The sequence below is a fragment of the Pseudomonas sp. UBA6310 genome, assembly GCF_002438225.1.
Taxonomy (GTDB): Bacteria; Pseudomonadota; Gammaproteobacteria; order Pseudomonadales; family Pseudomonadaceae; genus Pseudomonas_O; species Pseudomonas_O kuykendallii.
In genome coordinates, this window is the sequence record NZ_DJTK01000049.1 from 1 (window position 1) to 25,438 (window position 25,438).

Here is a 25,438-nt window from a genome sequence, read left to right on the forward strand (position 1 = left end):
GACCGCCGCACAGATCGACCAGCGAGCGCAGCATGCCGGCCAACGTGGGCGACAGCGTTGCGGTGAGTTCGGCGACCTCGTCGACCGCCTTGCGCTGCAGCGCGTCGAACAGGCACTGCTCGGCTTCGCCGGATAGCCCGGCGGCGCTGGCCAGCCCGCGGTAGATACCGACGTGGCCGAGGTCCATGTGTACGTCGGGCACCTCGGCCAGCGCCAGGGTATCGAGCATCAGGCTGATGACTTCCACGTCGCTCGCCGGACTGGCGTCGCCGTAAAGCTCGGCGCCGAGCTGGATCGGGCTGCGCGAGGTCGTCAGCGCACGCGGCTTGGCATGCAGCACGCTGCCGGCGTAGCACAGGCGGCTCGGCCCTTCGCGGCGCAGGCTATGCGCATCCATCCGCGCGACCTGCGGCGTGATGTCGGCGCGAAAGCCCATCAGCCGACCGGAAAGCGGATCGGTGACCTTGAAGGTACGCAGATCGAGGTCCTGAGCGGCACCCGTGAGCAGCGAGTCGAGATATTCGATGTGCGGCGTCACCACGAATTCGTAGCCCCAGCACTGGAACAGGTCCAGCACCCGGCGGCGCGCCGTTTCGATGAGCGCCGCTTCCGGCGGCAGTACTTCTTCGATGCCATCTGGCAGCAGCCAGCGGTCTACCGTTGCCATTTCGCCTTTCCCCTTGTTCAACCGGGCGGCAGCCTACAGTGGAGCGAATTAATGGGCGCTCGCCAGCAAAGGCTGGCCGACCCGACGGGATGCGCGATGCGGAAAAAACAGGCATTTACCGCGGCGCATCGGCCTGGCGCGGGACAGAAAAAGACGCTCCGATTCATCGCATGATGGACGATTCGGATCGTCGCTCGACTGACATGTGTCCGCTGCAGACGCAAAAAAGCCGGGAATTTCCCGGCTGACTCATGATAACACGTTTTCCCCGAGGGTCATCCGGCGGGCGACTGACGCCCGCCGGAAAGGCTCACGGTTTGGACTTTTCCAGGTAGCGGAAGAAGTCGCTGCTCGGGTCGAGAACCAGCACGTCGCTCTTGTTGGCGAAACTCTCGCGGTAGGCCCGCAGGCTACGGTAGAAGCCATAGAACTCCTGATCCTGGGCGTAGGCTTCCGAGTAGATCGCCGCGGCCTTGGCATCGCCATCACCGCGCGTTTCTTCCGCCTCGCGATAGGCTTCGGCCAACAGCACGCGCTGCTGACGGTCGGCGTCGGCACGGATGCCTTCTGCCAGCTCGCGACCCTTGGCGCGGTGCTCGCGCGCTTCCCGCTCACGCTCGGTGCTCATCCGCTCGAACACGCTGCGGTTGACTTCACGCGGCAGATCGATGGCCTTGACGCGTACGTCGAGCACCTCGATACCCAGCTCCTTGCGCGCCATGCGATCCAGAGAAGCGGTGATATCCGCCATCAGCGCATCGCGCTCGCCGGACACCACCTCGTGCAGGGTGCGCTTGCCGAACTGGTCACGCAAGCCGGACTCAAGCCGGCGCGACAGACGCTCGTCGGCGATCTGCTTCAATCCGGAAGTCGCGGTGTAGAAGCGCTCGGCATCGGCCACACGCCACTTGGCGTAGGCGTCGACCATCACCGCTTTCTTTTCCAGGGTGAGGAAGCGCGAGGTGGACGAGTCCAGGGTCAGCAGGCGTGCATCGAACTTGCGGACCTTGTTCACCAGCGGAATTTTCACGTGCAGACCGGGTTGCAGGTCGGCCTCGACCACACGGCCGAATTGCAGCAGTACCGCCCTTTCCGTCTGCGAAACGATGTACAGGCTGTTCCAGGCGACGACCACCACGATCACGCCGAAAATCAGGGCGATCAGCGATTTATTGTTCATCAACGAGTCTCCCTCGAACGCAGGTCACGCTGCCCCAGATCGATGCTGGCAGGTGCATCGGCCTGACCGGCATTGGAAGCCGAAGTGCCTGCGGCGGCGGAACCGCTGCGCTGCTTCTCCATCATCTTGTCCAGCGGCAGGTAGAGCAGGTTGTTCTGCCCTTTCTGACCGGTCACCAGCACCTTGCTGGTGTTGCTGAAGACTTCCTGCATGGTGTCCAGGTACAGACGCTCACGGGTGACCTCGGGCGCCTTGCGGTACTCGGCGACCAGCTTGGTGAAGCGCTGCGCCTCACCCTGGGCGCGCGCCACCACTTCGTCGCGATAACCGTTGGCTTCTTCGAGCAGGCGCTGGGCCTGACCGCGCGCTTCCGGAATCACGCCGTTGGCATAGGCTTCGGCCTGGTTCTTCTCGCGCTGTTCGTCTTCACGGGCGCGGATCACGTCATCGAAGGCTTCCTGCACTTCGCGCGGCGCCGCCGCACTCTGCACGTTGACCTGGGTGACGGTGATGCCGACCTTGTAGGTGTCGAGGAAACGCTGCAGACGCTCGCGAATCTCGCTGGCCATCAGCTCGCGCCCCTCGGTGAGCACCTGGTCCATCGCAGTGGAACCGACGACATGGCGCAGGGCGCTATCGGTGGCGTGCTGCAGGCTGATTTCAGGCTGATCGACGTTGAGCACGAAGTCCTGCAGGTTGGTGATCTTGTACTGCACGGTCAGCGGCACCTCGACGATGTTCTCGTCCTCGGTGAGCATCTGTCCCTGCTTGGAGTACGCCCGCTCGCGGGTGACGTTTTCCTGGAACTTGCGATCGAACGGCGGGAAATAGATGTTCAGGCCCGGCCCGACCGTTTCGTAGTACTTGCCGAAGCGCAGCACCACGGCCTGCTCCTGCTCGTCAACGACGTAGATCGCGCTGTACAGCCAGATAGCCGCGAGAACGGCAACGAACACGGCAATCATGCCGAAGCCCATGCCCTTGCCGGAATCACCGCCGGAAGAGTCGCCTCCCCCGCCACTGCGTTTCTTGCCGCCGAACATGCCATTCAGGCTGTCCTGCAGTTTGCGGAAGGCTTCGTCGAGATCCGGCGGACCTTTGCGGTCGCCGCCCCGGCGCTTGTTGCCCCAGGGGTCTTGATTGTTCGAATTGCCACCCGGCTCATTCCAAGCCATAGCGCTCTCCATCTGATAAAGCAAAGACGCACCGTTGTGCGCCCGCCATGCTAACCAATGCCTGCGAAGAACGGCAAAGCCACCCCTCCAGGGTTTATTGCAAAGTGTGTTGCTCGATGAATTCCACAGGCTGCATGCCGGCGCGACTCACCAGACGGTTCAGTTCGGCACGCGGCAGACGCACGGCCAGAAGGCTTCCGCCCTGCTCGTCGTGGCCCTCGCTCTGAACCGCACCCAACTCGAAGAACTGGGCGCGCAAACGCGCCAACTTCTGCGGCAGACACAGAGTGCCGACGAACAGGTCGTCACCCAACAATTCCGCGATAGCTTGCTTGACCAACTCGAGACCGAGACCATCGCGCGCTGAAACCCAGACGCGCTGGGGCTTCCCTTCGGCATCGCGCTGAATCTGAGGTTCAATCCCCACGAGCAGGTCGAGCTTGTTGTAGACCTCCAGCATCGGCAACTCGCGCGCGCCGATCTCATCGAGAACGGCGACTACCTGTTCGATCTGCGCATCGCGCTCGGGCTCGTGGGCGTCGATGACGTGCAGCAGGAGGTCGGAGTTGCTCGACTCCTCCAGCGTCGCCCGGAACGCTTCCACCAGCTTGTGCGGCAAATGGCGAATGAAGCCCACCGTATCGGCCAGCACCACCGGCCCCAGGTCATCCAGCTCGAGCCGGCGCAGCGTGGGGTCGAGCGTGGCGAACAGCTGGTCGGCGGCATAGACCTCGGAGGTGGTCAGTGCGTTGAACAGCGTGGACTTGCCGGCGTTGGTGTAGCCGACCAGGGAAACGGTAGGGATATTCGCCCGCGTACGTCCGCGGCGAGCCTGCTCGCGCTGGCTGCGCACCTTGTCCAGGCGTTGCCTGATCTGGCGAATGCGCACGCGCAGGAGGCGACGGTCGGTCTCGAGCTGGGTTTCACCCGGACCACGCAGACCGATACCGCCTTTCTGTCGTTCGAGGTGAGTCCAGCCGCGAACCAGCCGCGTGCTCATGTGCTCGAGCTGGGCGAGTTCGACCTGCAGCTTCCCTTCGTGGGTTCGTGCACGCTGCGCGAAGATATCGAGGATCAACCCGGTACGATCGAGCACACGGCACTCGAAGGCGCGCTCGAGGTTGCGTTCCTGACTGGGCGTAAGGGTGTGGTTGAAGATCACCAGTTCCACCTGCTCGGCCCTGACACGGTCACGCAGTTCGCTGACCTTGCCACTGCCGATCAGGTACTTGGCCGTGAACTGATGGCGCGGGACGCTGACGAAAGCCACCGTTTCCGCACCGGCAGAACGGGCAAGCTCCTGGAATTCCTGAGGATCCTCACGCGCTTCCGGGTCCTGACCATCCAGGTGAACCAGAATGGCCCGCTCACCGCCTCCGGGGCGCTCAAAGAACAAGGCGGCCCCCTATCAGGCGTTGCCCGCTTCGGCCTGCTCCGACTCACTGGCGCTTGGCAACCGAACCGGGCGGCTGGGCACGACGGTGGAGATCGCGTGCTTGTAGACCATTTGGCTGACGGTGTTCTTCAGCAGAATGACGAACTGGTCGAAGGATTCGATCTGGCCCTGCAGCTTGATGCCGTTGACCAGGTAGATGGAAACCGGGACGCGTTCCTTCCGTAAGATGTTCAGGTAAGGGTCTTGTAGCGAATGCCCTTTTGACATGTGCCGCACTCCTTTAAGGATCAATAGGTCTTTGGTAATTCTAACAATGGCTGGTGCCATCCCACCCCAAGGATAGTCGGCATTCGCAGGACTCAGGCCAATATGGAGACCGACTCCAGGTATTTCAAGGTTTGCGAAAGATTGTCCGGGGCCAGGCTGTCCATCCAGTGCAAATCGGCCCAGCTACGCAACCAGGTGAACTGTCGCTTGGCCAACTGACGCGTCGCGATGATGCCGCGTTCGGTCATCTCATCGCGGGTCAGTTCGCCGTCCAGATGTTCCCATGCCTGGCGATAACCCACCGCTCGTATAGACGGCAGCCCGGCATGCAAGTCACTTCGTCGATGCAGAACTTCGACCTCCTCGACAAAACCCTGTTCCAGCATGCCGAGAAAACGCCGGGCGATGCGCTCGTGCAGGACGTGCCGCTGAGCCGGAGCTATCGCCAGATGCGCCACAGTATAAGGCAATTGCGCCGTTCCCGACGCGTCTAGAACGGGATTTTGCGCAGCCTGCCGGCGACGGTGCTCGGTCATGCTCACGCCGCTCGCCAGGTACACCTCCAGCGCGCGCGTCACACGCTGCGGGTCATTGCGGTGGATGCGCGCCGCCGATACCGGATCGACCTCGGCCAACTGCCGGTGCAGTGCCTCCAGCCCCTCGCTTGCCGCGCGCGCCTCCAGTTCGGCGCGTATCGCGGCATCGGCGGCAGGCATGTCGGCCAAGCCCTCGAGCAACGCCTTGTAATACAGCATGGTGCCGCCGACCAGCAGCGGAATCTTGCCGCGCCCACTGATTTCGGCCATCGCCGCCAGGGCATCGGCGCGGAAATCGGCTGCCGAGTAGGCCTCGGCGGGGTCGCGGATGTCGATCAGCCGATGGGGAAACTCGGCCAGCAAAGCCTTCGAAGGCTTGGCGGTGCCGATGTCCATGCCGCGATAGACCAGCGCGGAATCGACGCTGATCAGCTCGCAAGGCAGCGCGCGGGCGAGCTCCAGCGCCAGGTCGGTCTTGCCGGAGGCGGTCGGCCCCATGAGAAAGATGGCGGGTGGCAAGGGAGACATGGCGGGCTCGGAAATAATCGCGGCGCCGGGTCAGCGGCCGCGCAGGAACAGCTTGTCGAGGTCGTCCATGCCCATCTGCGTCCAGGTGGGCCGGCCGTGATTGCACTGCCCGCTGCGCTCGGTGTGCTCCATGTCGCGCAGCAAGCCGTTCATCTCGGGCAGCGTGAGGCGACGATTGGCGCGGATCGCGCCGTGGCACGCCATGGTGCCGAGCAACTCGTTGAGGTGCGCCTGGATGCGATCGCTGCTGCCGTACTCCAGCAGATCGGCGAGCACGTCGCGCACCAGCTGCGACGACTCCGCCTGCTTGAGCAGCACCGGAATCTGGCGGATCGCCAGGCTTTCCGGGCCGAAACGCTGCAGTTCGAAGCCCAGCCGCCTGAACCAGTCCTCGTGCTCCTCGGCGCAATCGGCCTCGCGCTGGCTCACCGCGATGCTTTCCGGCACCAGCAGCGGCTGGCCGCGCAGGCCTTCGCTGGCCATCGCGGTCTTCAGCCGCTCGTAGGTGATCCGCTCATGCGCGGCGTGCATGTCCACCACCACCAGCCCCTGGGCGTTCTCGGCGAGGATGTAGATGCCCTTGAGCTGGGCGACGGCATAGCCCAGCGGCGGAATGTCGCCCTGGCTTTCCGGCAGCGCCACCGCCGGCACCTCGGCGAGCGGGGCGAAGTATTCGCGATAGGCGCCCTGCGCCTCCGCGGCCGGCAACGGCGAATCCCCGCGCGGCGCCTGATAGCCACCGCTGTAGCCGCTTCCTGCAGGAGAACGCCAGGCCGGGTCGGCGGCGCTGCGCTCCAGCACGCTGGCGGCCAGGCTCATCTCGCCCTGCGGGCCGAACTCGCCGGCCTGCGGCCCGCTCGGCACCGGCATCGCAGAGGTGACGGCGCCCGCCAGTTGGTCTTCCGGGCGCACGTCACCGAGCGCGCGATGCAGCGTGCCGTAGAGAAAGTCGTGGACCATGCGACCGTCGCGGAAGCGCACTTCGTGCTTGGTCGGATGCACGTTGACGTCGACCACCGCCGGATCGACCTCCAGGAACAGCACGAAGGTCGGATGCCGGCCGTTGAACAGCACATCGCGGTACGCCTGGCGCACGGCGTGGGCGACCAGTTTGTCGCGCACCATCCGCCCGTTGACGTAGAAATACTGCAAGTCCGCCTGACTGCGCGAGAACGTCGGCAGGCCGACCCAACCCCACAGGTGCAGGCCGTTGCGCTCGACCTCGATCGGCAGCGCCTGTTCGAGGAACGCCGGCCCGCAGACCGAGGCGACACGGCGCGCGCGGGTGATCTCGTCCGGCGCCTCGTGCAGGGCGAACACGGTCTTACCATTGTGCCGCAGGTGAAAGGCGACGTCGAAACGCGCCAGCGCCAGGCGCTTGATGACTTCCTGCAGATGGTCGAATTCGGTCTTTTCCGCGCGCAGGAACTTGCGCCGCGCCGGGGTGTTGAAGAACAGGTCGCGCACCTCCACCGAGGTGCCCACCGGATGCGCCGCGGGCTGCACCAGGGCCTCCATGTCGCGGCCTTCGGTTTCCACCTGCCAGGCCTGCTCGGCATCGGCGGTGCGCGAGGTCATGGTCAGTCGCGCCACCGAGCTGATCGATGCCAGCGCCTCGCCGCGGAAGCCCAGGCTCATGACCCGCTCCAGGTCCTCGAGATCGCGAATCTTGCTGGTGGCGTGCCGCGCCAGGGCCAGCGGCAGGTCGTCGGCCGGGATGCCACCGCCGTCGTCGCGCACCCGCAGCAGCTTGATGCCGCCCTGCTCGACGTCGACGTCGATGCGCCGCGCGCCGGCGTCTAGGCTGTTTTCCAGCAGCTCCTTGATCACCGAAGCCGGTCGTTCGACCACTTCGCCGGCGGCGATCTGGTTCGCCAGCCGCGGGCTGAGCAGCTGGATGCGCTGGGCCTGGCTCATTGCTGCGAGGCCAGCGTCGTTGCGGGAATCTGCAGGGTCTGGCCGACCTTGATGGTGTCGTTCTTCAGGTCGTTGGCATTGCGCAGGGCGCTCAGGCCAACCTCGTAGCGCTGGGCGATCAGCGCCAGGCTTTCGCCGGAGCTGACCACGTGCTCGCGCGGGCCAGCCGCGATCTTGCCGGCATCACGCAACCAGGCAACGTAGGTGCCTGGCGGCGGATTCTGCTGGAAGAACTGCCGCACGCCGGAATGGATCGAGCGCGCCAGCGCCTGCTGATGGCTGCGCGACTGCAGCTTGTTGGCTTCGTTGGGGTTGGAGATGAAGCCGGTCTCCACCAGGATCGACGGGATGTCCGGCGACTTCAGCACCATGAAACCGGCCTGCTCGACGCGGCGTTTGTGCAGCGGGGTGATGCGCCCCATGTTGCTCAGTACCTTCTGCCCGACATTGAGGCTGGAGGACAGCGACGCGGTCATCGACAGGTCCAGCAGCACGCCGGCGAGCATCCGGTCCTTGTCGTCCAAGGCGACGCTGCCGGCGCCGCCGATGAGGTCCGAGCGGTTCTCCGTGTCGGCCAGCCAGCGCGCGGTTTCCGAGGTGGCGCCACGGTCGGACAGGGCGAACACCGAGGCGCCGAACGCCGCCGACTTGGGCGCTGCGTCGGCGTGGATGGACACGAACAGGTCGGCGCCTTTCTTGCGGGCGATCTCGGTGCGTTTGCGCAGCGGGATGAAGTAGTCGCCGGTGCGCGTCAGCTCGGCGCGGTAGCCCTTCTCGGCGTTGATCTGGCGCTGCAGCTCCTTGGCGATCTCCAGCACCACGTCCTTCTCGTGAACGCCTTTCGGACCGATGGCGCCGGGGTCGTCGCCGCCGTGGCCGGCGTCGATGGCGATGATGATGTCACGCTTGCCGCCCGGCACCGGCGGCAGCTTGGCATTCGGCTTGGCCGGCGTGACGGGCGCGACCGGCTCGCTGGCGATGGTGGTCGGCGGCAGCTCGGGCGCGGTGGAGGCGCCTTCGTCGTAGAGGTCGACCACCAGGCGATCGCCGTACTGCTGGTTGGGCGGCAGGGTGAAGCTCTTCGGCGTGACCGGCGCCGACAGGTCGATGACCAGGCGCAGGTCGGTGGGCGAGCGTTGCGCGGCGCGCACGCCCTTGATCGGCGTATTGGCCAGGGCCAGCTTGTCCAGCGAGGTGGTCATCTGCGCGCCGCTGATATCGACCACGATGCGATCCGGGGCGCTGAGGGTGAACACGCTGTGCTGCACCGGCCCGCTGAGATCGAAGACCAGGCGGGTGTTGTCCGGCGCGCGCCAGAGACGGACGCTGCGCACATCCGAGGCCGCCAGCACATCGCCAGCCAAGACGATCAGCAGCACTCCGATTCCCGCGAACAGCGCGCGCATGCGCATGGATATCCCCTTTCTGTTGTTCATACGTCCCCAGCCAGGGTCGCGCACCAGGCATTTCCACGTGCGCCCTGTGACACCAGACGCAGGGATCGGCCTGCGCCTTGGGGGCTAATGGTAATGTCCAGGTCCGCCCTTGGCAAAATGCCGCGGCCTCGCTGCGGCCATTCCACCAGACAAAGTGCATCGTCCGCGAAGTAATCGCGAATGCCAAGGAATTCAAGCTCTTCGGGATCACTCAAGCGATAAAGGTCGAAGTGGAAAACCCGCTTTTCGCCCAACTCGTACGGCTCGACCAGGGTGAAGGTCGGGCTCTTGACCGCGCCGGCGTGACCCAGGCCGCGGATGATCCCGCGCGACAGGGTGGTCTTGCCGGCGCCCAGGTCACCGTGCAGGTAGATCACGCCCCGGCCTTCGCTGACCTCCGCGAGGCGCGCGCCCAAGGCGTACATCGCATTCTCGTCGGCGGCGAACAGGGTCACTTCACGCACGGCGATTGCTCCTCGAGAAGACTGCGAATGATCGGAATCAGGTCGCTGGCCGCCAGCCCACGCCCCTCCGGCCCCAGTCGCTCGCCCGCCGCCGCATGCAGCCAGACGCCCAGGCAGGCTGCCTCGAATGCGGGTAGACCCTGCGCGTACAAGGCGCCGACCAGGCCGGCGAGCACGTCGCCGAGCCCTGCCGTAGCCATCGCCGGATGGCCACGGTCGCACAGCGCCAGCCGCCCGTCCGGCGCGGCGACCAGGCTCCCGGCGCCCTTGAGCACCACCACCGCCTGGTAGCGTTCCGTCAACGCCTTCGCCGCGGCGGGGCGGTCGGCCTGCACGTCGGCGATGGAACAGCCGAGCAGGCGCGCCGCCTCGCCCGGATGCGGCGTGATCACCGCCTGCGCCGGCAGGGAAACCGCGCCGGCGGCCAGCAGGTTCAGCGCGTCGGCGTCCCACACCTGCGGTTTCTCGCTGCCAGCGGCGACCGAGAGCAGGCTGCGGCCCCAGGCGCCCTGCCCGAGGCCCGGGCCGGCCACCAGCAGATCGGCCTTGTCGACCAGCGCCACCAGCTGATTGGCCGACTCCACGCCCGCGCTCATGATTTCCGGGCAGCGTGCCTGCGCCGCCGCCAGGTTGGCGCCGCGGGTCGCCAGGGACACCATGCCGGCGCCGCTGCGCAGCGCGCTCTGTGCCGTGAGCAGGCCGGCGCCGCCGGTGCCGTGGTCGCCGGCAATCGCCAGCAGGTGACCGAACTGGCCCTTGTGCGCGGTGGCGGGACGCGCCGGCAGCAGCGGCAACGTCCCCGGCGCCAGGCGCTCGGCGGCCCGTTCGGTGTGCGCCACCTGCAGCGGATCGGCCTGCAGGTCGTCGAACACCAGCTCGCCGACCCGATCCGGCGCGCTGCCGGTGAACAGGCCGAGCTTGAGGCCGATGAAGGTCACGGTGAGGTCGGCGCGAATCGCCACGCCGAGTTCGCGCCCGGTGTCGGCACAGAGGCCGGAAGGGATGTCCACCGCCAGCACCGGCAACCCGCTGGCGTTGACCAGGCGGATCAGCTGCGCGTAAGGCTCGCGCACGGCGTCGCGGGCGCCGGTGCCGAGCAGCGCATCGACCAGCACACCGTCGAACAGCGGGCAGTCGCTGCAGGCCTGGACGCCCACGCCGGCCGCCCTCGCCTCCTCAAAGGCGAGCGCGGCGTCGCCACGCAAAGCCGAAGGCTCGCCGAGGGCCAGCACCTGCGCGCGCCAGCCGGCGCGTTGCGCCAGAGCGGCGACCAGGTAGCCGTCGCCGGCGTTGTTGCCGGCACCGGCCAGCACGGTGAGCGCGCCCGCCTCCGGCCAGTGGCGGCGCAGGGCGCGCCAGGCCGCGTGGGCGGCGCGCTGCATCAGCTCGAAACCGGGCGTGCCGGCGGCAATCAGGCGGGCGTCGAGGTCGCGAACCTGGGCGGCGCTGTACAGGGCGGTGGGCAGATCGTCGCGTGGATGCGGCATGTGCAACTCCAATGTCTGGCAGAATTATACCTACCTCGCCCCTCGGTTTCTCCGCTCGCCATGCCCAGCTCGCCGCCCGATCTCGCCCTGCTCGCGCAGTCCATCAAGGACTGGGGCCGCGAGCTCGGCTTCCAGCAGGTCGGCATCGCCGGGCTCGACCTGAGCGAGCACGAGGCGCACCTGCAGCGCTGGCTGGACGCCGGCTACCAGGGCGAGATGGACTATATGGCCGCGCACGGCACGAAACGTTCGCGCCCCGACGAGCTGGTGCCGGGCACGCTGCGGGTGGTTTCGCTGCGCATGGACTACCTGCCCGGCGACACGCGCATGAGCCAGCGCCTGGCCGAACCGCAGAGCGCCTACGTCTCACGCTATGCACTGGGCCGCGACTACCACAAGCTGATCCGCAAACGCCTACAACAACTGGCCGAACGCATCCAGGCGGAGATCGGGCCGTTCGGCCATCGCGCCTTCGTCGACAGCGCGCCGGTGCTGGAGAAGGCCATCGCCGAACAGGCCGGGCTGGGCTGGATCGGCAAGAACACCCTGGTGCTCAACCGCAAGGCCGGAAGCTGGTTCTTCCTCGGCGAGCTGTTCGTCGACCTGCCGCTGCCGGTCGATGCGCCGCACGCCAGCGAGCACTGCGGCCGCTGCAGCGCCTGCCTGGACATCTGCCCCACCGGCGCTTTCGTCGGCCCCTACGTGCTGGACGCGCGCCGCTGCATTTCCTACCTGACCATCGAACTGAAGGGCGCGATTCCCGAAGACCTGCGCGGGTTGATCGGCAACCGCGTGTTCGGCTGCGACGACTGCCAGATCGTCTGCCCGTGGAACCGCTTCGCCCGGCCCACCGAACAGCCCGACTTCCAGCCGCGCCACGGCCTGGACAACGCCGAGCTGGCCGAGCTGTTCCGCTGGAGCGAGGAGGAATTCCTCAGCCGCACCGAAGGCTCGCCGCTGCGCCGCGCCGGCTACGAGCGCTGGCTGCGCAACCTGGCGGTGGGGCTGGGCAACGCGCCCACGACCATCGCGGTGATCGAGGCATTGCAGGCGCGCCGCGACTATCCATCCGAGCTGGTTCGCGAGCACGTCAGCTGGGCCCTGCAGCGCCACGGCCAGGCGTGAGAAACCTTATCCCTTGATAGCGCGATGCTCCGCAAAGCAATGCAGGCTCGCTCACCCCGCCGCAGGGCATGCCGTGCGCACCAAAGACCGCTGATTTGCTGCGGTGCGCAGGGCGCACCCTACAAAAGCCGATCATGCCGTGGGCTGCAAGCGCGAACACAGGCATGAAAAAGCCCGCATCGAGCGGGCTTTTTTGCGTGTTCATACCTTGAGGAAATGCTCGCGGTAGTAACGCAGTTCGGCGATCGACTCGCGGATGTCGTCCAGCGCCTGGTGCGTGCCCTGCTTCTGGAAGCCGTCCTTGAGCTGCGGCGCCCAGAGCCCGGCGAGAATCTTCAGGGTCGACACATCCAGGTTGCGGTAATGGAAGTAGCCCTCGAGGTTGCGCATGTAGCGCGCGAGGAAGCGCCGGTCCTGGCCGATGCTGTTGCCGCAGATCGGCGATTTGCCCTTCGGCACCCATTGCTCGAGGAAGGCGATGGTCTGCGCCTCCGCCTCGGCCACGCCGATCGTGCTTTCGCGCACGCGCTGCGTCAGGCCGCTCTGGCCGTGGGTACGGGTGTTCCACTCATCCATGCCGGCGAGGAGCTCGTCGCTCTGGTGCACGGCGATCACCGGACCTTCGGCGAGCACGTTGAGGTCGCTGTCGGTGACGATGGTGGCCATCTCGATGATGACGTCGGTCTCCGGTTCGAGGCCGGTCATTTCCAGGTCGATCCAGATCAGGTTTTGCGGGTTCTGCATGATGGTTTCCTCTGCACAGGCCGCCAGTCTAACCAAAGCGCCGGGGGTCGCGCGCCGTCAGCGATTCGGCCGCCACACCAGCAGGCGCGAGGCGCGCCAGTCGTCCAGCGGGATGACCTGCTCGGCCGGCACGCCGGGGATCTCGAAGCTGTTGCTGACCAGCCGCGCGCCACGGCGCATCTGCGCGCGCGCCTTCTCCCACAGCCGCGGCATCGGCGCCGGCGAGAGGAAACAGTAGACCAGGTCGAAGTCGCCCAGCTCGGCCTTCCACAGGCTGCCGTAGCGAATCCGGCAGTTGCGCCGCGGCAGGCAGCGCAGCCAGGACACGAGAAAGCTCAGCGGCGCGCTCTCGACCCCGACGAAGCGCGCCTGCGGGTAGTCGCGCGCCAGCCGGGCGAGCGTGCCGCCGAGGCCGCTGCCGAGGTCGATGAAAGCGAAATCCGCGGGCAGTTCGCGCAGCAGATCGCTCAGCGCGCGCTCGCCGCGACGGCCCGTGAGGTACAGCGGCACGCGCTCGCCCAGGCTGTTCCAGTTCAACAGCAGCAGGACCAGGAAGCCGGCCAGCGGCATCCAGCGCGGCAGATCGCCCGCGTTCAGCGCGAGCAGCGCCGGAACGAATGCCAGGTTGATCGGCAGCCACCACGGCGAGAGTCCCAGCCAACGCCCCAGCGAAGCCGCCAACGCCCCCTGCAGCAGCGCCGCGCCGAGCAGCGGTGGTCGCCAGTGCAATCCCTTTACCGCCAGCATCACCAGCGCCATCACCAGCGCCGCGGCGACCAGTTGCAGCAGCAGCGCGAGCAGCAGCGGGACGCGCCGACCCAGCTCGTTCAATTCGCGTATCAGCATTCCAGAGTCCGTTTCCGTCTCGTTCGGCAGGCGGCGCAGTGTAATGGAGCCGCCGCGCGGCGCCAGTGATGCGACTGCCTGCATGCTAGACTCGCCGGCCGAATCATCCAGCAGTCACCGCAGATCATGGCCAAACGCCAACTCAACCGCCGGCAAAGCTGGCGCATCGAGAAAGTCCAGGAAGAACGCGCCGCCCGCGCGGCCAAGCGCGAGTCGCGCGCGCTCGACGAACTCGAGGGCGGCGACCTGGGGCCGGAGCAGACCGGCCTGGTGATCGCGCACTTCGGCGTGCAGGTCGAGGTGGAAGCCGTGGACGGCGAAATCCGCGGCCAGGTATTCCGCTGCCACCTGCGCGCCAACCTGCCGGCGCTGGTCACTGGCGACCGCGTCGTCTGGCGCGCCGGCAATCAGGGTAATGGCGTGATCGTCGCCCAGCTGCCGCGCAATTCCGAGTTGTGCCGCCCGGACAGCCGCGGGCAGCTCAAGCCGGTGGCGGCCAACGTCGATCTGATCGTGATCGTCTTCGCCCCGCTGCCGGAGCCCCACGCCAACCTGATCGACCGCTACCTGATCGCTGCCGAACACGCCGGCATCCGGCCCTTGCTGCTGCTGAACAAGGCCGATCTGGTGGATGAACAGAACGGTCCGCGGCTGAACGCGCTGCTGGCCGTGTATCGCCAGCTCGGCTACCCGCTGATGGAGGTTTCCGCCCACGAAGGTGGCGGCATGGACGCGCTGCAGGCGCGGCTGGACGGCCACGTCAGCGTGTTCGTCGGGCAGTCCGGGGTCGGCAAGTCATCCCTGGTGAACAGCCTGCTGCCGGGCGTCGACACCCGCGTCGGCGGGCTTTCGGAAGTCACCGGCAAGGGCACGCACACCACCACGACCGCCCGGCTGTTCCACTTCCCCGGCGGCGGCGAGTTGATCGATTCCCCCGGCATCCGCGAATTCGGCCTCGGCCATGTCAGCCGTGACGATGTGGAAGCCGGTTTCATCGAGTTCGCCGACCTGCTCGGCACCTGCCGCTTCCGCGACTGCAAGCACGACCGCGAACCCGGTTGCGCACTGCTCAAGGCGCTCGAGGAAGGGCGCATCCAGCCACAGCGGATGGCCAGTTACCGGCACATCATCGCCAGCCTGCCGGACGCGGAGTTCTAGGAAAACCGGCGCCCCCATCGAGGGGCGCGGGCGGCTTACCGATCGGCGCGGCGCTCCACGCGCAGTCCACCCTGCTCGAAGACGTTCTGCCGCGTAGCGACACCCGGCGACGGCGGCGCATTCGAAGCACCGGGTGCTCCGCCCGGCGTAGGGGCGGGAACCGGCATGCCCGGCTCGCGCGTAGGAGCGGCCGCAGGCTCGGCAGGCTTTTGCTCATCCGCTGGCGGCTGGCCAACGGGGCTCTGGCTGCCTTCGATGGCACGCTCGGCCTTCTTGGTCAGCACGGTGATGTCGATCCGGCGGTTGACCGGATTCAGCGGATTGTCGCGATCGAAAGGCACCGACGAGGCGTAGCCGACCACCCGCGCCACCTGCTCCTCTGGATAGCCGCCAGTCACCAGCGCACGGCGCGCGGCGTTCGCGCGCCCGGCGGAAAGCTCCCAGTTGCCCATCCCGCCCGCACCACCGACGAAGGGCGTGGCATCGGTATGCCCGCTGATGCTGATCTTGTTCGGCACCGCCTTGATGGTGTCGGACATGCTCAGCAGGATGTCCTCGAAATACGGCTGCAACTGCGCGCTGCCCAAGGCGAACATCGGCCGGTTGGCGGCGTCCTGGATCTGGATGCGCAGCCCGTTGGGGGTGATCTCGAACAGGATCTGGTCCTTGAAGCGCTTCAGCTCGGGGCTTTCGTCGACCTTGTTCTGCAGCTCCTGCAGCAGCAGTTCGAGTCGCTCGTTTTCCACCTGCTCGGCGAGTTTTTCCGCCTTCTGCGCCTCGATCGTCTCGGGATCGGGCTTGCTCGGGTCCTTGGTCTGCTCGCCCTGCAGCTTGAGGTCTTCGCTGTCCGGGCTGATGCGGGTCTCATCGCCGTCGGGCTGGGCCTGGATTTCCGGGTTGAGGGTGCGATCCGGCGCCGGCGTCGGCGTACCGCCGAGATCGATCACGTAGGGGCTGGCGCTTTCGGTGAAGCCGATCGGGTCCTGGAAGTAGCCGGCGATGGCCTTCTTCTGCTCGGGGGTGGCCGAGGACATCAGCCAGAGCACCAGGAAGAACGCCATCATGGCGGTCGCGAAGTCGGCGAAGGCGATCTTCCAGGCACCGCCGTGGTGCCCGCCGGCGATCTTCTTGACCCGCTTTACGATGATCGGCTGGTTGTTTTCCATGGTTCAGGCCTCAGCTGCCGCGCATCGCCTGTTCGAGCTCGGTGAAACTCGGCCGGTGCGCGGGGAACAGCACCTTGCGCCCGAACTCCACGGCAAGGGTCGGCGGCATGCCGGATGCTGAGGAAACCAGCGTTGCCTTGATCGCCTCGTAGACGTTCAGCTCTTCCTTGGCATCGTGTTCCAGCGAGACCGAGAGCGGGCCGAAGAAGCCGTAGGCCGCGAGAATACCGAGGAAGGTGCCGACCAGCGCCGCGCCGACGTGGGTGCCGAGCTCGGCCTGAGCCACTTCGCCGAGCAGCGCCATGGTGACCACGATGCCCAGCACCGCGGCGACGATACCGAAACCCGGCAGGCCATCGGCGACGCGGTTGACCGCGTGGGCCGGATGCTCCAGCTCCTCCTTGATGCTGGCGAGCTCCATGTCGAAGAGCCCCTCCAGCTCGTGCGGCGCCATGTTGCCGGACGACATGATGCGCAGGTAATCGCAGATGTAGGCGGTCATTCCGGCGTCCTTGAGGATGCCGGGGTACTTGCTGAAGATCGGGCTGGCGGCGGGGTCCTCGACATCGGCTTCGATGGCCATCATCCCCTCGCGGCGACTCTTGTTGAGGATCTCGTAGAGCAGCTTGAGGATTTCCAGGTAGTAGGCGTGGTTGAAGCGCGAACCGAACATCTTCAGCGACTTCTTGAACACATGCATGAAGGTGCTGCCGGGGTTGGCCTGGAGGAAGGCCCCCAGCGCCGCGCCGCCGATGATCATGACTTCGAATGGCTGGATGAGCGCGCCGATCTTGCCGTGGGAAAGCACGTATCCGCCGAGCACGCTGGCGAATACGACGATGATGCCGATGATTTTTGCCATAAAAGAGAACGCTTGAGAGGAATAGAAAGGGGAGCTGCCAAAACAGCCCTTCTATTTATCGGAAAATTTGCGCCAGACTATAGGCCCTCCCGGTTAAAAGCCAGTCGACCCCGCCATGCCGACCGAATTGCCCGTACCCCGCACGCTAGAAGGCTGGCTCAAACAACTCGACGACATTCGCCTGCCAATACCGGCGGCCCGTCATCGCCAGGTGAGTCTGGCACTGTCCGACAGCCAGCGATCGCTGCGTGAGATCGCCGACCTGATTGAAGATAGCCCAGCCTTGGCACTTGCGGTGCTGCGCGAGGCGAATCGTCGGACCGGGGCATTGGGCGAGCCGGCGGAAAGCCTCGAGCAGGCCCTCACCCGGCTGGGCCTCAAGCGCGCCGAGGAGCTGTTGCAGCGCCTGCCGGCCGTCGACGAACGGCAGATTCCCCAGTCGCTGCGCCAGATGCAACTGATCGGCCAGCATGCCAGCCAGCAAGCCAGCGGGTTGTTCGGCGCGCGCCTGGCCAGGCTCTGGCAGGAAATCCATTGGGGCAGCCTGTTGTTCCTCTCACCGCTGTGGCCGCTGCTGGTGGCGCACCCGACACTCTTCGCCACCTGGGAGCGGCGTGTGCTCGGCCAGCACGAACCGGCGAGCAAGGTCGAACGCGACCTGCTCGGCGTACCCGCGGTGCGCCTGTGCCAGGCGCTGGCCGAACACTGGCGGCTGCCGGCGTGGATCGTCCAGGGCTATCGCCTGCTGGGCAATGACCGCCGACTGCTGGTCAGGGCGCTGCATATCGCCAGGGACAACACCCACCCGCTGCACCAGCAACAGTTGCTCGACGCCGACCCGCCGCTGCGCCGCTGGTTGACCCAGCCGTCCAACACGGTGCTGCTGGCCAACGGCCTGGCGCTGTCCGCGCACGACGCCTGGGACAGCCCGCACAGCCTGCGCTGGCAGCGCTGGGCCGGGCTCTACCTGCAGATGCCGCTGGATGAGCTGCAGCAGGCGATTCACCAGCAGGCCGCGACCAGCGCGCGCCTGCACCGCTGCGACGCCGATCTCTGGCACCCGGCGCAGGCGCTGATCTGGCCCTGGCAGGCACGCCGTCTGCAGCAGGCGCCCGCGCAGGCCGCTCCACCCAAGGCCGAGCAACTCGCGGAGTGGCGCAAGCGATGCGGCGAACTGCTCACCGAGCCGAGCGGCTTCGCCAACCTCCAGCAACTGCTGGCCGCCGCCAGCGCCGCCCTTAAGGCCTGCGGCATGCGCCGCGGGATGCTGCTGCTCGTCGATCGCAGCCACCAGCGCCTGTCGGTCCAGCAGACCTTCGGCCTGCCGAAGGACGCCGCCCAGCTGAACCTCGCCCCTGCAAACAGCCAGGTGCTGCAGCGCCTGGTGAGCGCGCCCGGGCAACTGCGCCTGAATCCGCAGAACCGCGCCCAGTATGCGGCGCTGATTCCGGACGGCCTGAAAGCCCTGTTCCCCGGCGAGCACCTGCTGCTGCGCTCGATCGCGCACAACGGCAAGGTCACCCTGCTGCTGGCGTTCGATCAGGACGGGCTGCCGTTCGCCGACGTCACCCTGCAGGCGTTCGGCAAAACCGTGCAATGCATCGAGCGCGCGCTGGCCAGCTTCGCCCGGCGCGGGCACTGAGCTTTCCGCTACAATCGGCCCTCTTCCTTTTCCGAAGGGTCCGCAATGTCCACGTTCTCCACCCTGCCCCTGGTGATAGAGCCCAGCGATCTGGCCAGCCGCCTCTCTGCCCCCGAGCTGATCCTGGTCGACCTGACCAGCGCCGCGCGCTATGCCGAGGGGCACCTGCCCGGCGCCCGCTTCGTCGACCCCAAACGCACCCAGTCGGGCCAGGCTTCGGCGCCTGGCCTGGTGCCGCCGCAGGCCGATCTCGAGCGTCTGTTCGGCGAACTCGGGCACCGCGAGGAAGCCGTCTACGTGGTCTACGACGACGAGGGCGGCGGTTGGGCCGGACGCTTCATCTGGCTGCTCGACGTGATCGGACACCGGCATTACCGCTACCTCAACGGTGGATTGCCAGCCTGGCTAGGCGAAGGCCTGCCGCTGAGCACCGAGGTTCCGGCTACGGTCGGCGGCCCGCTGCCGCTGGCGCTGCATGACGAGCCCACCGCCAGCCGCGACTACCTGCAGAGCCGCCTTGGCGCTGACGACCTGGTCGTCTGGGACGCCCGCGGCCCGCTGGAGTACAGCGGTGAGAAAGTCCTCGCGGCCAAGGGCGGACACGTGCCCGGCGCGATCAACTTCGAATGGACCGCGGGCATGGACCCGGCGCGCGCGCTGCGCATCCGCGAGGATATCGGCGAGCGCATCGCTGCGCTGGGGATCACCCCCGACAAGGAAATCATCACCCACTGCCAGACCCACCATCGCTCCGGCTTCACCTATCTGGTGGCCAAGGCGCTGGGCTACCCGCGGGTCAAGGGTTACGCCGGCTCCTGGTCGGAATGGGGCAACCACCCCGACACCCCCGTCGAGCGCTAAGGACAATTCAATGAAAGATCGCCTGTTCATCTTCATCCAGTACATCACCCCGCATCACCTGCTCTCGCGGCTCGCCGGCTGCCTGGCCGAGTGCCGGGTCGGCTGGTTGAAGAACGCCTTCATCACTGCGTTCGTGCGTCACTTCCAGGTCGACATGAGCCAGGCGCGGGTCGAAGACCCCACCGCCTACGAGAACTTCAACGCCTTCTTCACCCGCGCCCTGAAAGACGGCGCGCGCCCGCTCGACCCGACGCCGAACGCGGTCATCTGCCCGGTCGACGGGGCGATCAGCCAGCTCGGTCCGATCGAAAGCGGGCGCATCTTCCAGGCCAAGGGCCACAACTACAGCGTGCTCGAACTGCTCGCCGGCGATGCCGAGCGCGCGGCGCCCTTCATGGGCGGCGAGTTCGCCACCATCTATCTGTCGCCCAAGGACTACCACCGCATCCACATGCCGCTGGCCGGCACCCTGCGCGAGATGGTTCACGTTCCCGGCAGGATCTTCTCGGTGAACACCGTCACCGCGCAGAACGTGCCGGAACTCTTCGCCCGCAACGAGCGGGTGGTCTGCCTGTTCGATACCGAGCGGGGGCCAATGGCGATGGTGCTGGTCGGCGCGATGATCGTCGCGAGCATCGAAACCGTCTGGGCCGGGCTGGTCACGCCGCCGAAGCGAACCCTGCGCAGCTGGCGCTACGACGAGGCTGCGCGCGCACCGATCCATCTGGAGAAAGGCGCCGAGATGGGCCGCTTCAAGCTGGGCTCCACCGTGATCCTGCTGTTCGGACCGGAACAGGTGAGCTGGGCGGAACAGCTCGCCGCGCTGACGCCGGTATGCATGGGCCAGTCGCTGGCGCAGGCGAAAACCGCTCCGGCGCTGGACGCAGCCCCCGGCGACCCGCTGCCGCCGCTCTGAAAGGTGCCGCGAATCAATGCGCCGGAGCGAAAGCACCGGCGCAGGCGCCGCAGTGATGTCAGAATGGCTGCGGACGCGTCGTGATGCTGCTAAAGTTCTGGAAATTCACTAATTTTTACCCGCGCAGCGTCGGAGTACTGGTTTTACATGGATAAACAGAGTCCCCACCTGTTATTACGTGTTCCGACGCCCAGTCAGCAAAGCCTGACCTTTTGCGACGCTTCCCCCAAGGACCTCAAGCGCTGGATCGCCGGCCTGCCGAAAGCCAACATCGGTGAAACCGCGCGGCAGCTCTATCAGTGTCTGGTCGAGCTCAATCAGTTGGTCACTCCGGTGGAAAACCGCCTGCAGCTGCTCGAACTGCTGCGTCCGGAGATCTACTTCGTCTGCCAACACCTCGAACGCCACTTCCTCAATCAGGCGATCGTCCTCGACGAGCGGCCGCGCAAGGTCGCCAACCTCTGCCAGGCGCTGCAGAACCATCTGGCGATCGGCTACAAGCTGATCATCGCGCGCGTCGTGCCGCGCTACTCCAAGGACCGTTCGCAACTGCTCGCCGCCTGCCTGCAACGCGCGATCCACGCGCTCTGCGGCCCGCTGATCCGCGCCAGCCAGCTGTATTGTCCGGTGCCGGAAGGCCTCTGGCTGGAGCTGCACCAGATCTACCAGATCGCCCGCGACCATAATCTGCAGAAAACCACCGTACGCGACCCCCTGGCTCGCCACACACAGACCCTGAGCGTCGAGCAGGCGTACCTCGTCGGATTGCTGATCGGCTGCGCCCGCGCCAACCAGATGCGTCAGAGCGGCATCGCGCGCCTGGCCGAAGTGCTCGAGCCCTGGAGCCAACTGGTCAAGCTGCAGCCCGCCGACCTGCCGAGCAGCCTGTTCGCGGTGGCGCCGCAGCTGGATGGGCCGCCCCGCTACAAGACGCTGTTCAGCGCCCAGGAACAGCAGCGCCTGCTGGGGATCGACCCGACGCCGCTGGTGGACGCCATCAAGGATTACCTGGCCCTTCCCCCGGAGAAGCGCAATCAGTCGCCCCTCCTGGTGCCCGACGGCGTCAGCACCGACCTGCTGCAACACCTGGGCTCGGCCTGGGGCGACATTTCCGAGCGCACCTTCCAGCGCATTCCGGGCCAGGGCGCACTGACGCTCTGCCTCGGGATGAGCGCCGTGCACTACTTCCTCTCGGGAAAGCGTGCCTTCGCCGAAGTCCTGAAAAGCCCGAAATCCGTGACCCTCGCCACCTTCAAGCCGACCACCGGCGGCCCGGACGTGTGGTCCAACGCCTTCGATGCGCAGCCGATGCAGGACTGGGAGAACGGCATGCCGTTCGAGGAAATCCAGTACCAGCCGGTGCACGGAGAAGAGGGCTCGCACAACAACACCACCGCCGACGAAAGCTTCCCGACCTTCGCCCTGCAGATCGTCAACCACAGCCCCGGCGGGTATTGCCTAGCATGGCCCAAGGAGGTTCCGCAGCAGTTGCAGGCCGGCGAGTTGCTGGGCGTGCAGGACTCCCCGGAGCAGGGCTGGAGCGTGGGCGTGGTGCGCTGGATTCGCCAGGTTCGCGGGGGCGGCACGCAGATGGGCATCGAGCTGGTCGCGCCACACGCCCAGACCTGCGGGCTGCAACTGGTGCGCAAGGCCGCCGAGCAGAGCAGCCACTATCTGCGCGCCCTGCTGCTGCCGGAAATCAGCGCGATCTCCCGCCCCGCGACCCTGATCACCCCGCGCCTGCCGTTTCAGGAAGGCAGCAAGGTGCAGATCAACCTGAATGGCAAGGAACACAAGGCGGTGCTGGGTCTGCGCCAGACCAGCACAGGCAGTTTCAGCCAGTTCGAATACCGCAGCGTCGAGCAGCCCGGCGAAGACCAGAACAAGCCGACGATACCCGGCGAAGGCCAGACCAGGCCGGCCGAGGAAGATTTCGACTCGCTCTGGAAGTCGTTGTAAATGCCCGTGCCTGCACCTTCGTCGCCATCTCGCGCCCTTGCGGCACGGTTCTAAGAACAGCTCATGGCTACCGAAAAGAAAACCATCCGCCTGTTGATCCTCGAAGACTCGCAGAACGAAGCCGAGCGACTGGTCAGCCTGTTCCGCAATTCCGGCCGGGCGACGCGGGTGCATCGGCTCACCTCCAGCGACGATCTCGCCGAGGCGCTGCAACAGAGCTGGGACCTGCTGATCAGTGCGCCGCACAGCGAGAACCTCGACCCCAACGAAGCACTCGGCGCGATCCGCCGCCAGGCCAAGGACATCCCGGTCATCCAGTTGCTCGAGGGCAATGACCTCGACGACATCACCGAGGCCCTCGCGCTCGGGGCGCAGGACGCGCTGCCCCAGGGCCAGGACGAACGCCTGATCCTGATCGCCAACCGCGAGCTGGCCAACCTCGAGGAACGCCGCGCGCGCCGCCGCGCCGAGATATCCCTGCGCGAGATCGAGAAGCGCTGCCAGCTGCTGCTGGAAAGCTCGGTCGATGCCATCGCCTACGTCCACGAAGGCATGCACATCTACGCCAACCGCAGCTATTTGCAGCTGTTCGGCTACGACGATGCCGAAGACCTCGAAGGCATGCCGATGATCGACCTGATCGCCGGCTGCGATCAGACCAGCTTCAAGGACTTCCTGAAGAACTATCACAGCGCCGAGACCCAGGATCACCTGACCTGCCAGGGCGTGAAGACCGACGGCCTGCAGTTCAAGGCGCGCATGGAGCTGTCACCCGCCACCTATGACGGCGAACCCTGCATCCAGGTGGTGATCCGCACCGAGACCGGCAACGCCGAACTGGAGGAGCGACTGCGCGAGATCAGCAGCCAGGACCTGGTGACCGGCCTGTACAACCGCACCTACTTCCTCGAGCTGATGGACAGCGCCGCCGAGCGCGCGGTCACCGTCGGCCAGCCGACCAGCCTGGCCTACCTGAAGATCGACCAGTACGCCGCGCAGCTCGCCGACCTGGGTATCGCCGAGCTCGACATGCTCTTCGCCGACGTCGCCAACCTGCTGCGCGGGCATTTCCCGGCGGATGCGCAACTGGCGCGCTTCGGCGACGACGTATTCAGCGTGCTGCAGCCGGGCGTCACCCCGGAGCAGGCCCAGCCGCTGCTCGCCGACCTGCTCAGGAAGGTCGAGAGCCACCTGTTCGAGGTCAACGGCCGCACGGTGCAGATCACCCTGTCGATCGGCGTCGCCGGCCTCAACGAGAAGACCCCGAAAGCCCAGGAAGTCATCGATCGCGCGCACCGCTGCGCCGACGAGCTGAGCGCCGGCAACGCCATCGCGCTGTACAACCCGGCGCAGGAACTGGCAGCGGCGGCGAACCGCGGCAACATCGTCGCCATGCTCAGGCAGGCGCTGGAAAACAACAGTTTCCGTCTGCTGTTCCAGCCGATCATCAGCCTGCGCGGGGACAATCACGAGCATTACGAGGTGCTGTTGCGCCTGCTCAACCCGCAGGGCGAGGAAATCCCGCCCTCGGAGTTCCTCAACGCCGCGCGGGAAGCCGGGTTGGCCGAGAAGGTCGATCGCTGGGTGTTCCTGCATTCGATCAAGCTGCTCGCCGAGCACCGCAGCAAGGGCCACAGCACGCGCCTGTTCGTGCACCTGTCGCTCGCCAGCCTGCAGGACCAGACACTGCTGCCCTGGCTCAGCGTGGCACTGCAGGCCGCGCGCCTGCCGGCCGACACCCTGGTGTTCCAGATCGCCGAGCCGGATGCGATCAACTACCTCAAGCAGGCCAAGGCGCTCACCCAGGGGCTCGCCGAACTGCATTGCCGGGTCGCGTTGAGCCAGTTCGGCTGCGCCGTGAACCCGTTCAACACGCTCAAGCACCTGAACGTCGATTTCGTGAAGGTGGACGGCTCCTACGCCCAGGACCTGAGCAAGGCAGAAAACCAGGAAGCGCTGAAGACCCTGCTCGCGAGCCTGCATTCCCAGGCCAAGCTGACCATCGTGCCCTTCGTCGAAACCGCCAGCGTGCTGGCGACGCTGTGGCAGGCCGGGGTCAACTACATCCAGGGCTACTACCTGCAGGGCCCGAGCCAGTCGATGGACTACGAGTTCTCCGCGGACGAGTAAGCCGGCGCCCCGCGGGGTCGCAACACGCCTCGGGCCAGCGCGGGCTGGCCCGAGCCCTTCCGATCAGCGTTCCTTCACCACCAGGCTCGACGGCGTCGCACCCTGCGCGCGCCAGCTCGGGCGGTACATCGACTCGACCTGCGGCGGCGGCACGCGATAGGTGCCGGGGGTGACCGCGCGGGCCAGGTAGAGCAGGTGCGTCGGCCCATAGCTGTTCACGTCCAGCGCCGCGACGTAGCGGTCGTCGCGGAATTCCTGGTGACGGATCGTGCCGTTCTGCATGTCCTGCTGCCATTCCTTCAACGCCCCGCCGGCGTCTTCCAGGCTGGCCGAGCTTTGCGCCAGGTTCTGGTTTTCCAGCTCCAGGCCGGCCGGCAGCAGGTCGACCACCAGCGCGTCGGGTACGCGCTCCTTGGCGCGGATCGAGAGGTGCACCAGCACCAGATCGCCGCTGCGCAGGTCGGCCAGGTCCAGCGCCCGGCCACGGGTGTCGTAGAAATCGCGCTCGATGCTGAGGTTCTCGCTGCTCGGCGTCGGCTCGCTGGCCGGATAGCCCGAGACGCTCAACTGCTGATACAGCGTGACGCCGTCGGTGCCGGTCAGGCTCAGTGGCTCGGCCAGTGCCTCGCCGTCCAGTTTCAGCCCCGGCTGCGTGGCGTTGAGCGCGTGGCTCTGCCCGGCCACCTGCAACTGCGCGCTCCAGTCCGGCTCCGGCTTGCCGAGTACGCCACGGCCAGCGAGGAACAGCGCGTTGCGCTCCTGGGTCGACAGCCAGCGCGTGGCGCGTAGTTCCTCGGCCACGGCGAACAGGCGCTCGTCGCGCTGCGCCGGAACCAGGTCCTGCTCCTCCAGCAGCGCATAGATCAGCGCCTGGTCGCGCAGCGGGCTGCCGTAGTCGGAGAGCCAGGCATTGCGGTCGCGGCCGATGCTCAGCCCGGCATGCAGCGCCTGCTCGGCGCGCGGCGCATCGCCCATC

The 25,438-nt window shown here is 66.7% G+C and carries 21 protein-coding genes and 1 pseudogene; 7 read left to right on the top strand and 15 right to left on the bottom strand.

The features are described 5' to 3' along the window. From B3E91_RS11455 to B3E91_RS11500, 10 genes are all read right to left on the bottom strand, one after another. Window positions 1–667 (bottom strand): ATP phosphoribosyltransferase regulatory subunit (locus B3E91_RS11455; RefSeq protein ID WP_287029526.1); only part of this gene is annotated, 667 nt, incomplete at its 3' end. Between the two features lie 310 nt (window positions 668–977). After that, entirely contained in the window at window positions 978–1,847 is an 870-nt protein-coding gene (hflC, locus tag B3E91_RS11460; RefSeq protein WP_090223836.1) for a protease modulator HflC, read from the bottom strand. Then, entirely contained in the window at window positions 1,847–3,022 is a 1,176-nt protein-coding gene (hflK, locus tag B3E91_RS11465; protein WP_090223838.1) for an FtsH protease activity modulator HflK, read from the bottom strand. The genes hflC and hflK overlap by 1 nt, the downstream gene beginning before the upstream one ends. Before the next feature lie 94 nt (window positions 3,023–3,116). After that, entirely contained in the window at window positions 3,117–4,418 is a 1,302-nt protein-coding gene (hflX, locus tag B3E91_RS11470; protein WP_287029529.1) for a ribosome rescue GTPase HflX, read from the bottom strand. A gap of 12 nt (window positions 4,419–4,430) precedes the next feature. Beyond that, window positions 4,431–4,685 carry an RNA chaperone Hfq gene (hfq, locus tag B3E91_RS11475; RefSeq protein WP_090223841.1) on the bottom strand — a complete coding sequence of 85 codons (255 nt, stop codon included), beginning with the start codon at window positions 4,683–4,685 and terminating at the stop codon, window positions 4,431–4,433. Window positions 4,686–4,777: 92 nt separating this feature from the next. Continuing rightward, on the bottom strand, window positions 4,778–5,749 hold the full coding sequence (gene miaA / locus B3E91_RS11480) for a tRNA (adenosine(37)-N6)-dimethylallyltransferase MiaA (protein WP_287029530.1): 972 nt from the start codon (window positions 5,747–5,749) through the stop codon (window positions 4,778–4,780). Window positions 5,750–5,779: 30 nt separating this feature from the next. Next, window positions 5,780–7,666 (bottom strand): DNA mismatch repair endonuclease MutL, encoded by a 1,887-nt coding sequence (gene mutL, locus B3E91_RS11485; protein ID WP_287029531.1) that lies wholly within the window; start codon window positions 7,664–7,666, stop codon window positions 5,780–5,782. Then, window positions 7,663–9,078, bottom strand: coding sequence for an N-acetylmuramoyl-L-alanine amidase (locus B3E91_RS11490; RefSeq protein ID WP_090223845.1), 1,416 nt, complete (start codon window positions 9,076–9,078; stop codon window positions 7,663–7,665). The genes mutL and B3E91_RS11490 overlap by 4 nt, the downstream gene beginning before the upstream one ends. 20 nt (window positions 9,079–9,098) lie before the next feature. Further along, window positions 9,099–9,566 (bottom strand): tRNA (adenosine(37)-N6)-threonylcarbamoyltransferase complex ATPase subunit type 1 TsaE, encoded by a 468-nt coding sequence (tsaE, locus tag B3E91_RS11495; protein WP_287029532.1) that lies wholly within the window; start codon window positions 9,564–9,566, stop codon window positions 9,099–9,101. After that, window positions 9,554–11,053: an NAD(P)H-hydrate dehydratase gene (locus B3E91_RS11500; RefSeq protein WP_287029534.1), complete on the bottom strand. Its 1,500-nt coding sequence runs from the start codon at window positions 11,051–11,053 to the stop codon at window positions 9,554–9,556. Before B3E91_RS11500 ends, tsaE begins: the two co-directional genes overlap by 13 nt. Window positions 11,054–11,113: 60 nt before the next feature. Between B3E91_RS11500 and queG the strand changes: the two genes are divergently transcribed. Further along, the gene (queG, locus tag B3E91_RS11505) at window positions 11,114–12,178 is read left to right on the top strand and encodes a tRNA epoxyqueuosine(34) reductase QueG (protein WP_287029535.1); all 1,065 of its coding nucleotides are present in this window, start codon (window positions 11,114–11,116) and stop codon (window positions 12,176–12,178) included. 201 nt (window positions 12,179–12,379) lie between these two features. Here queG and orn read toward each other — a convergent pair whose 3' ends face one another. Beyond that, complete coding sequence (gene orn, locus B3E91_RS11510; protein ID WP_090223851.1) at window positions 12,380–12,922, bottom strand: oligoribonuclease; 543 nt, start codon at window positions 12,920–12,922, stop codon at window positions 12,380–12,382. A 57-nt stretch (window positions 12,923–12,979) separates the two neighbouring features. Continuing rightward, window positions 12,980–13,768 (bottom strand): class I SAM-dependent methyltransferase, encoded by a 789-nt coding sequence (locus tag B3E91_RS11515; RefSeq protein ID WP_287029536.1) that lies wholly within the window; start codon window positions 13,766–13,768, stop codon window positions 12,980–12,982. Window positions 13,769–13,894: 126 nt separating this feature from the next. On the opposite strand from B3E91_RS11515, the gene rsgA reads away from it, so the two are divergent. After that, window positions 13,895–14,926, top strand: coding sequence for a small ribosomal subunit biogenesis GTPase RsgA (gene rsgA, locus B3E91_RS11520; RefSeq protein ID WP_287029538.1), 1,032 nt, complete (start codon window positions 13,895–13,897; stop codon window positions 14,924–14,926). Window positions 14,927–14,961: 35 nt separating this feature from the next. Here rsgA and motB read toward each other — a convergent pair whose 3' ends face one another. Then, entirely contained in the window at window positions 14,962–16,092 is a 1,131-nt protein-coding gene (motB, locus tag B3E91_RS11525; RefSeq protein WP_287029540.1) for a flagellar motor protein MotB, read from the bottom strand. 10 nt (window positions 16,093–16,102) lie between these two features. Next, window positions 16,103–16,954: a flagellar motor stator protein MotA gene (motA, locus tag B3E91_RS11530; RefSeq protein ID WP_090223859.1), complete on the bottom strand. Its 852-nt coding sequence runs from the start codon at window positions 16,952–16,954 to the stop codon at window positions 16,103–16,105. Between the two features lie 115 nt (window positions 16,955–17,069). Between motA and B3E91_RS11535 the strand changes: the two genes are divergently transcribed. From B3E91_RS11535 to B3E91_RS11555, 5 genes are all read left to right on the top strand, one after another. Further along, window positions 17,070–18,596 carry an HDOD domain-containing protein gene (locus B3E91_RS11535; RefSeq protein WP_287029542.1) on the top strand — a complete coding sequence of 509 codons (1,527 nt, stop codon included), beginning with the start codon at window positions 17,070–17,072 and terminating at the stop codon, window positions 18,594–18,596. A gap of 45 nt (window positions 18,597–18,641) precedes the next feature. Beyond that, complete coding sequence (gene rhdA / locus B3E91_RS11540) at window positions 18,642–19,457, top strand: thiosulfate sulfurtransferase (protein WP_287029543.1); 816 nt, start codon at window positions 18,642–18,644, stop codon at window positions 19,455–19,457. A 10-nt stretch (window positions 19,458–19,467) separates the two neighbouring features. Then, the gene (asd, locus tag B3E91_RS11545; RefSeq protein ID WP_287029544.1) at window positions 19,468–20,373 is read left to right on the top strand and encodes an archaetidylserine decarboxylase; all 906 of its coding nucleotides are present in this window, start codon (window positions 19,468–19,470) and stop codon (window positions 20,371–20,373) included. Between the two features lie 147 nt (window positions 20,374–20,520). Continuing rightward, a complete protein-coding gene (locus B3E91_RS11550) occupies window positions 20,521–22,332 on the top strand; it encodes a molecular chaperone (protein ID WP_287029545.1) in 1,812 nt (603 codons plus the stop codon). A 63-nt stretch (window positions 22,333–22,395) separates the two neighbouring features. Beyond that, complete coding sequence (locus B3E91_RS11555) at window positions 22,396–24,462, top strand: EAL domain-containing response regulator (protein ID WP_090223868.1); 2,067 nt, start codon at window positions 22,396–22,398, stop codon at window positions 24,460–24,462. A 63-nt stretch (window positions 24,463–24,525) separates the two neighbouring features. Here the strand turns inward: B3E91_RS11555 and B3E91_RS11560 are convergent. After that, a pseudogene (locus B3E91_RS11560) lies at window positions 24,526–25,438 on the bottom strand (alpha-2-macroglobulin family protein); the annotation flags it as partial.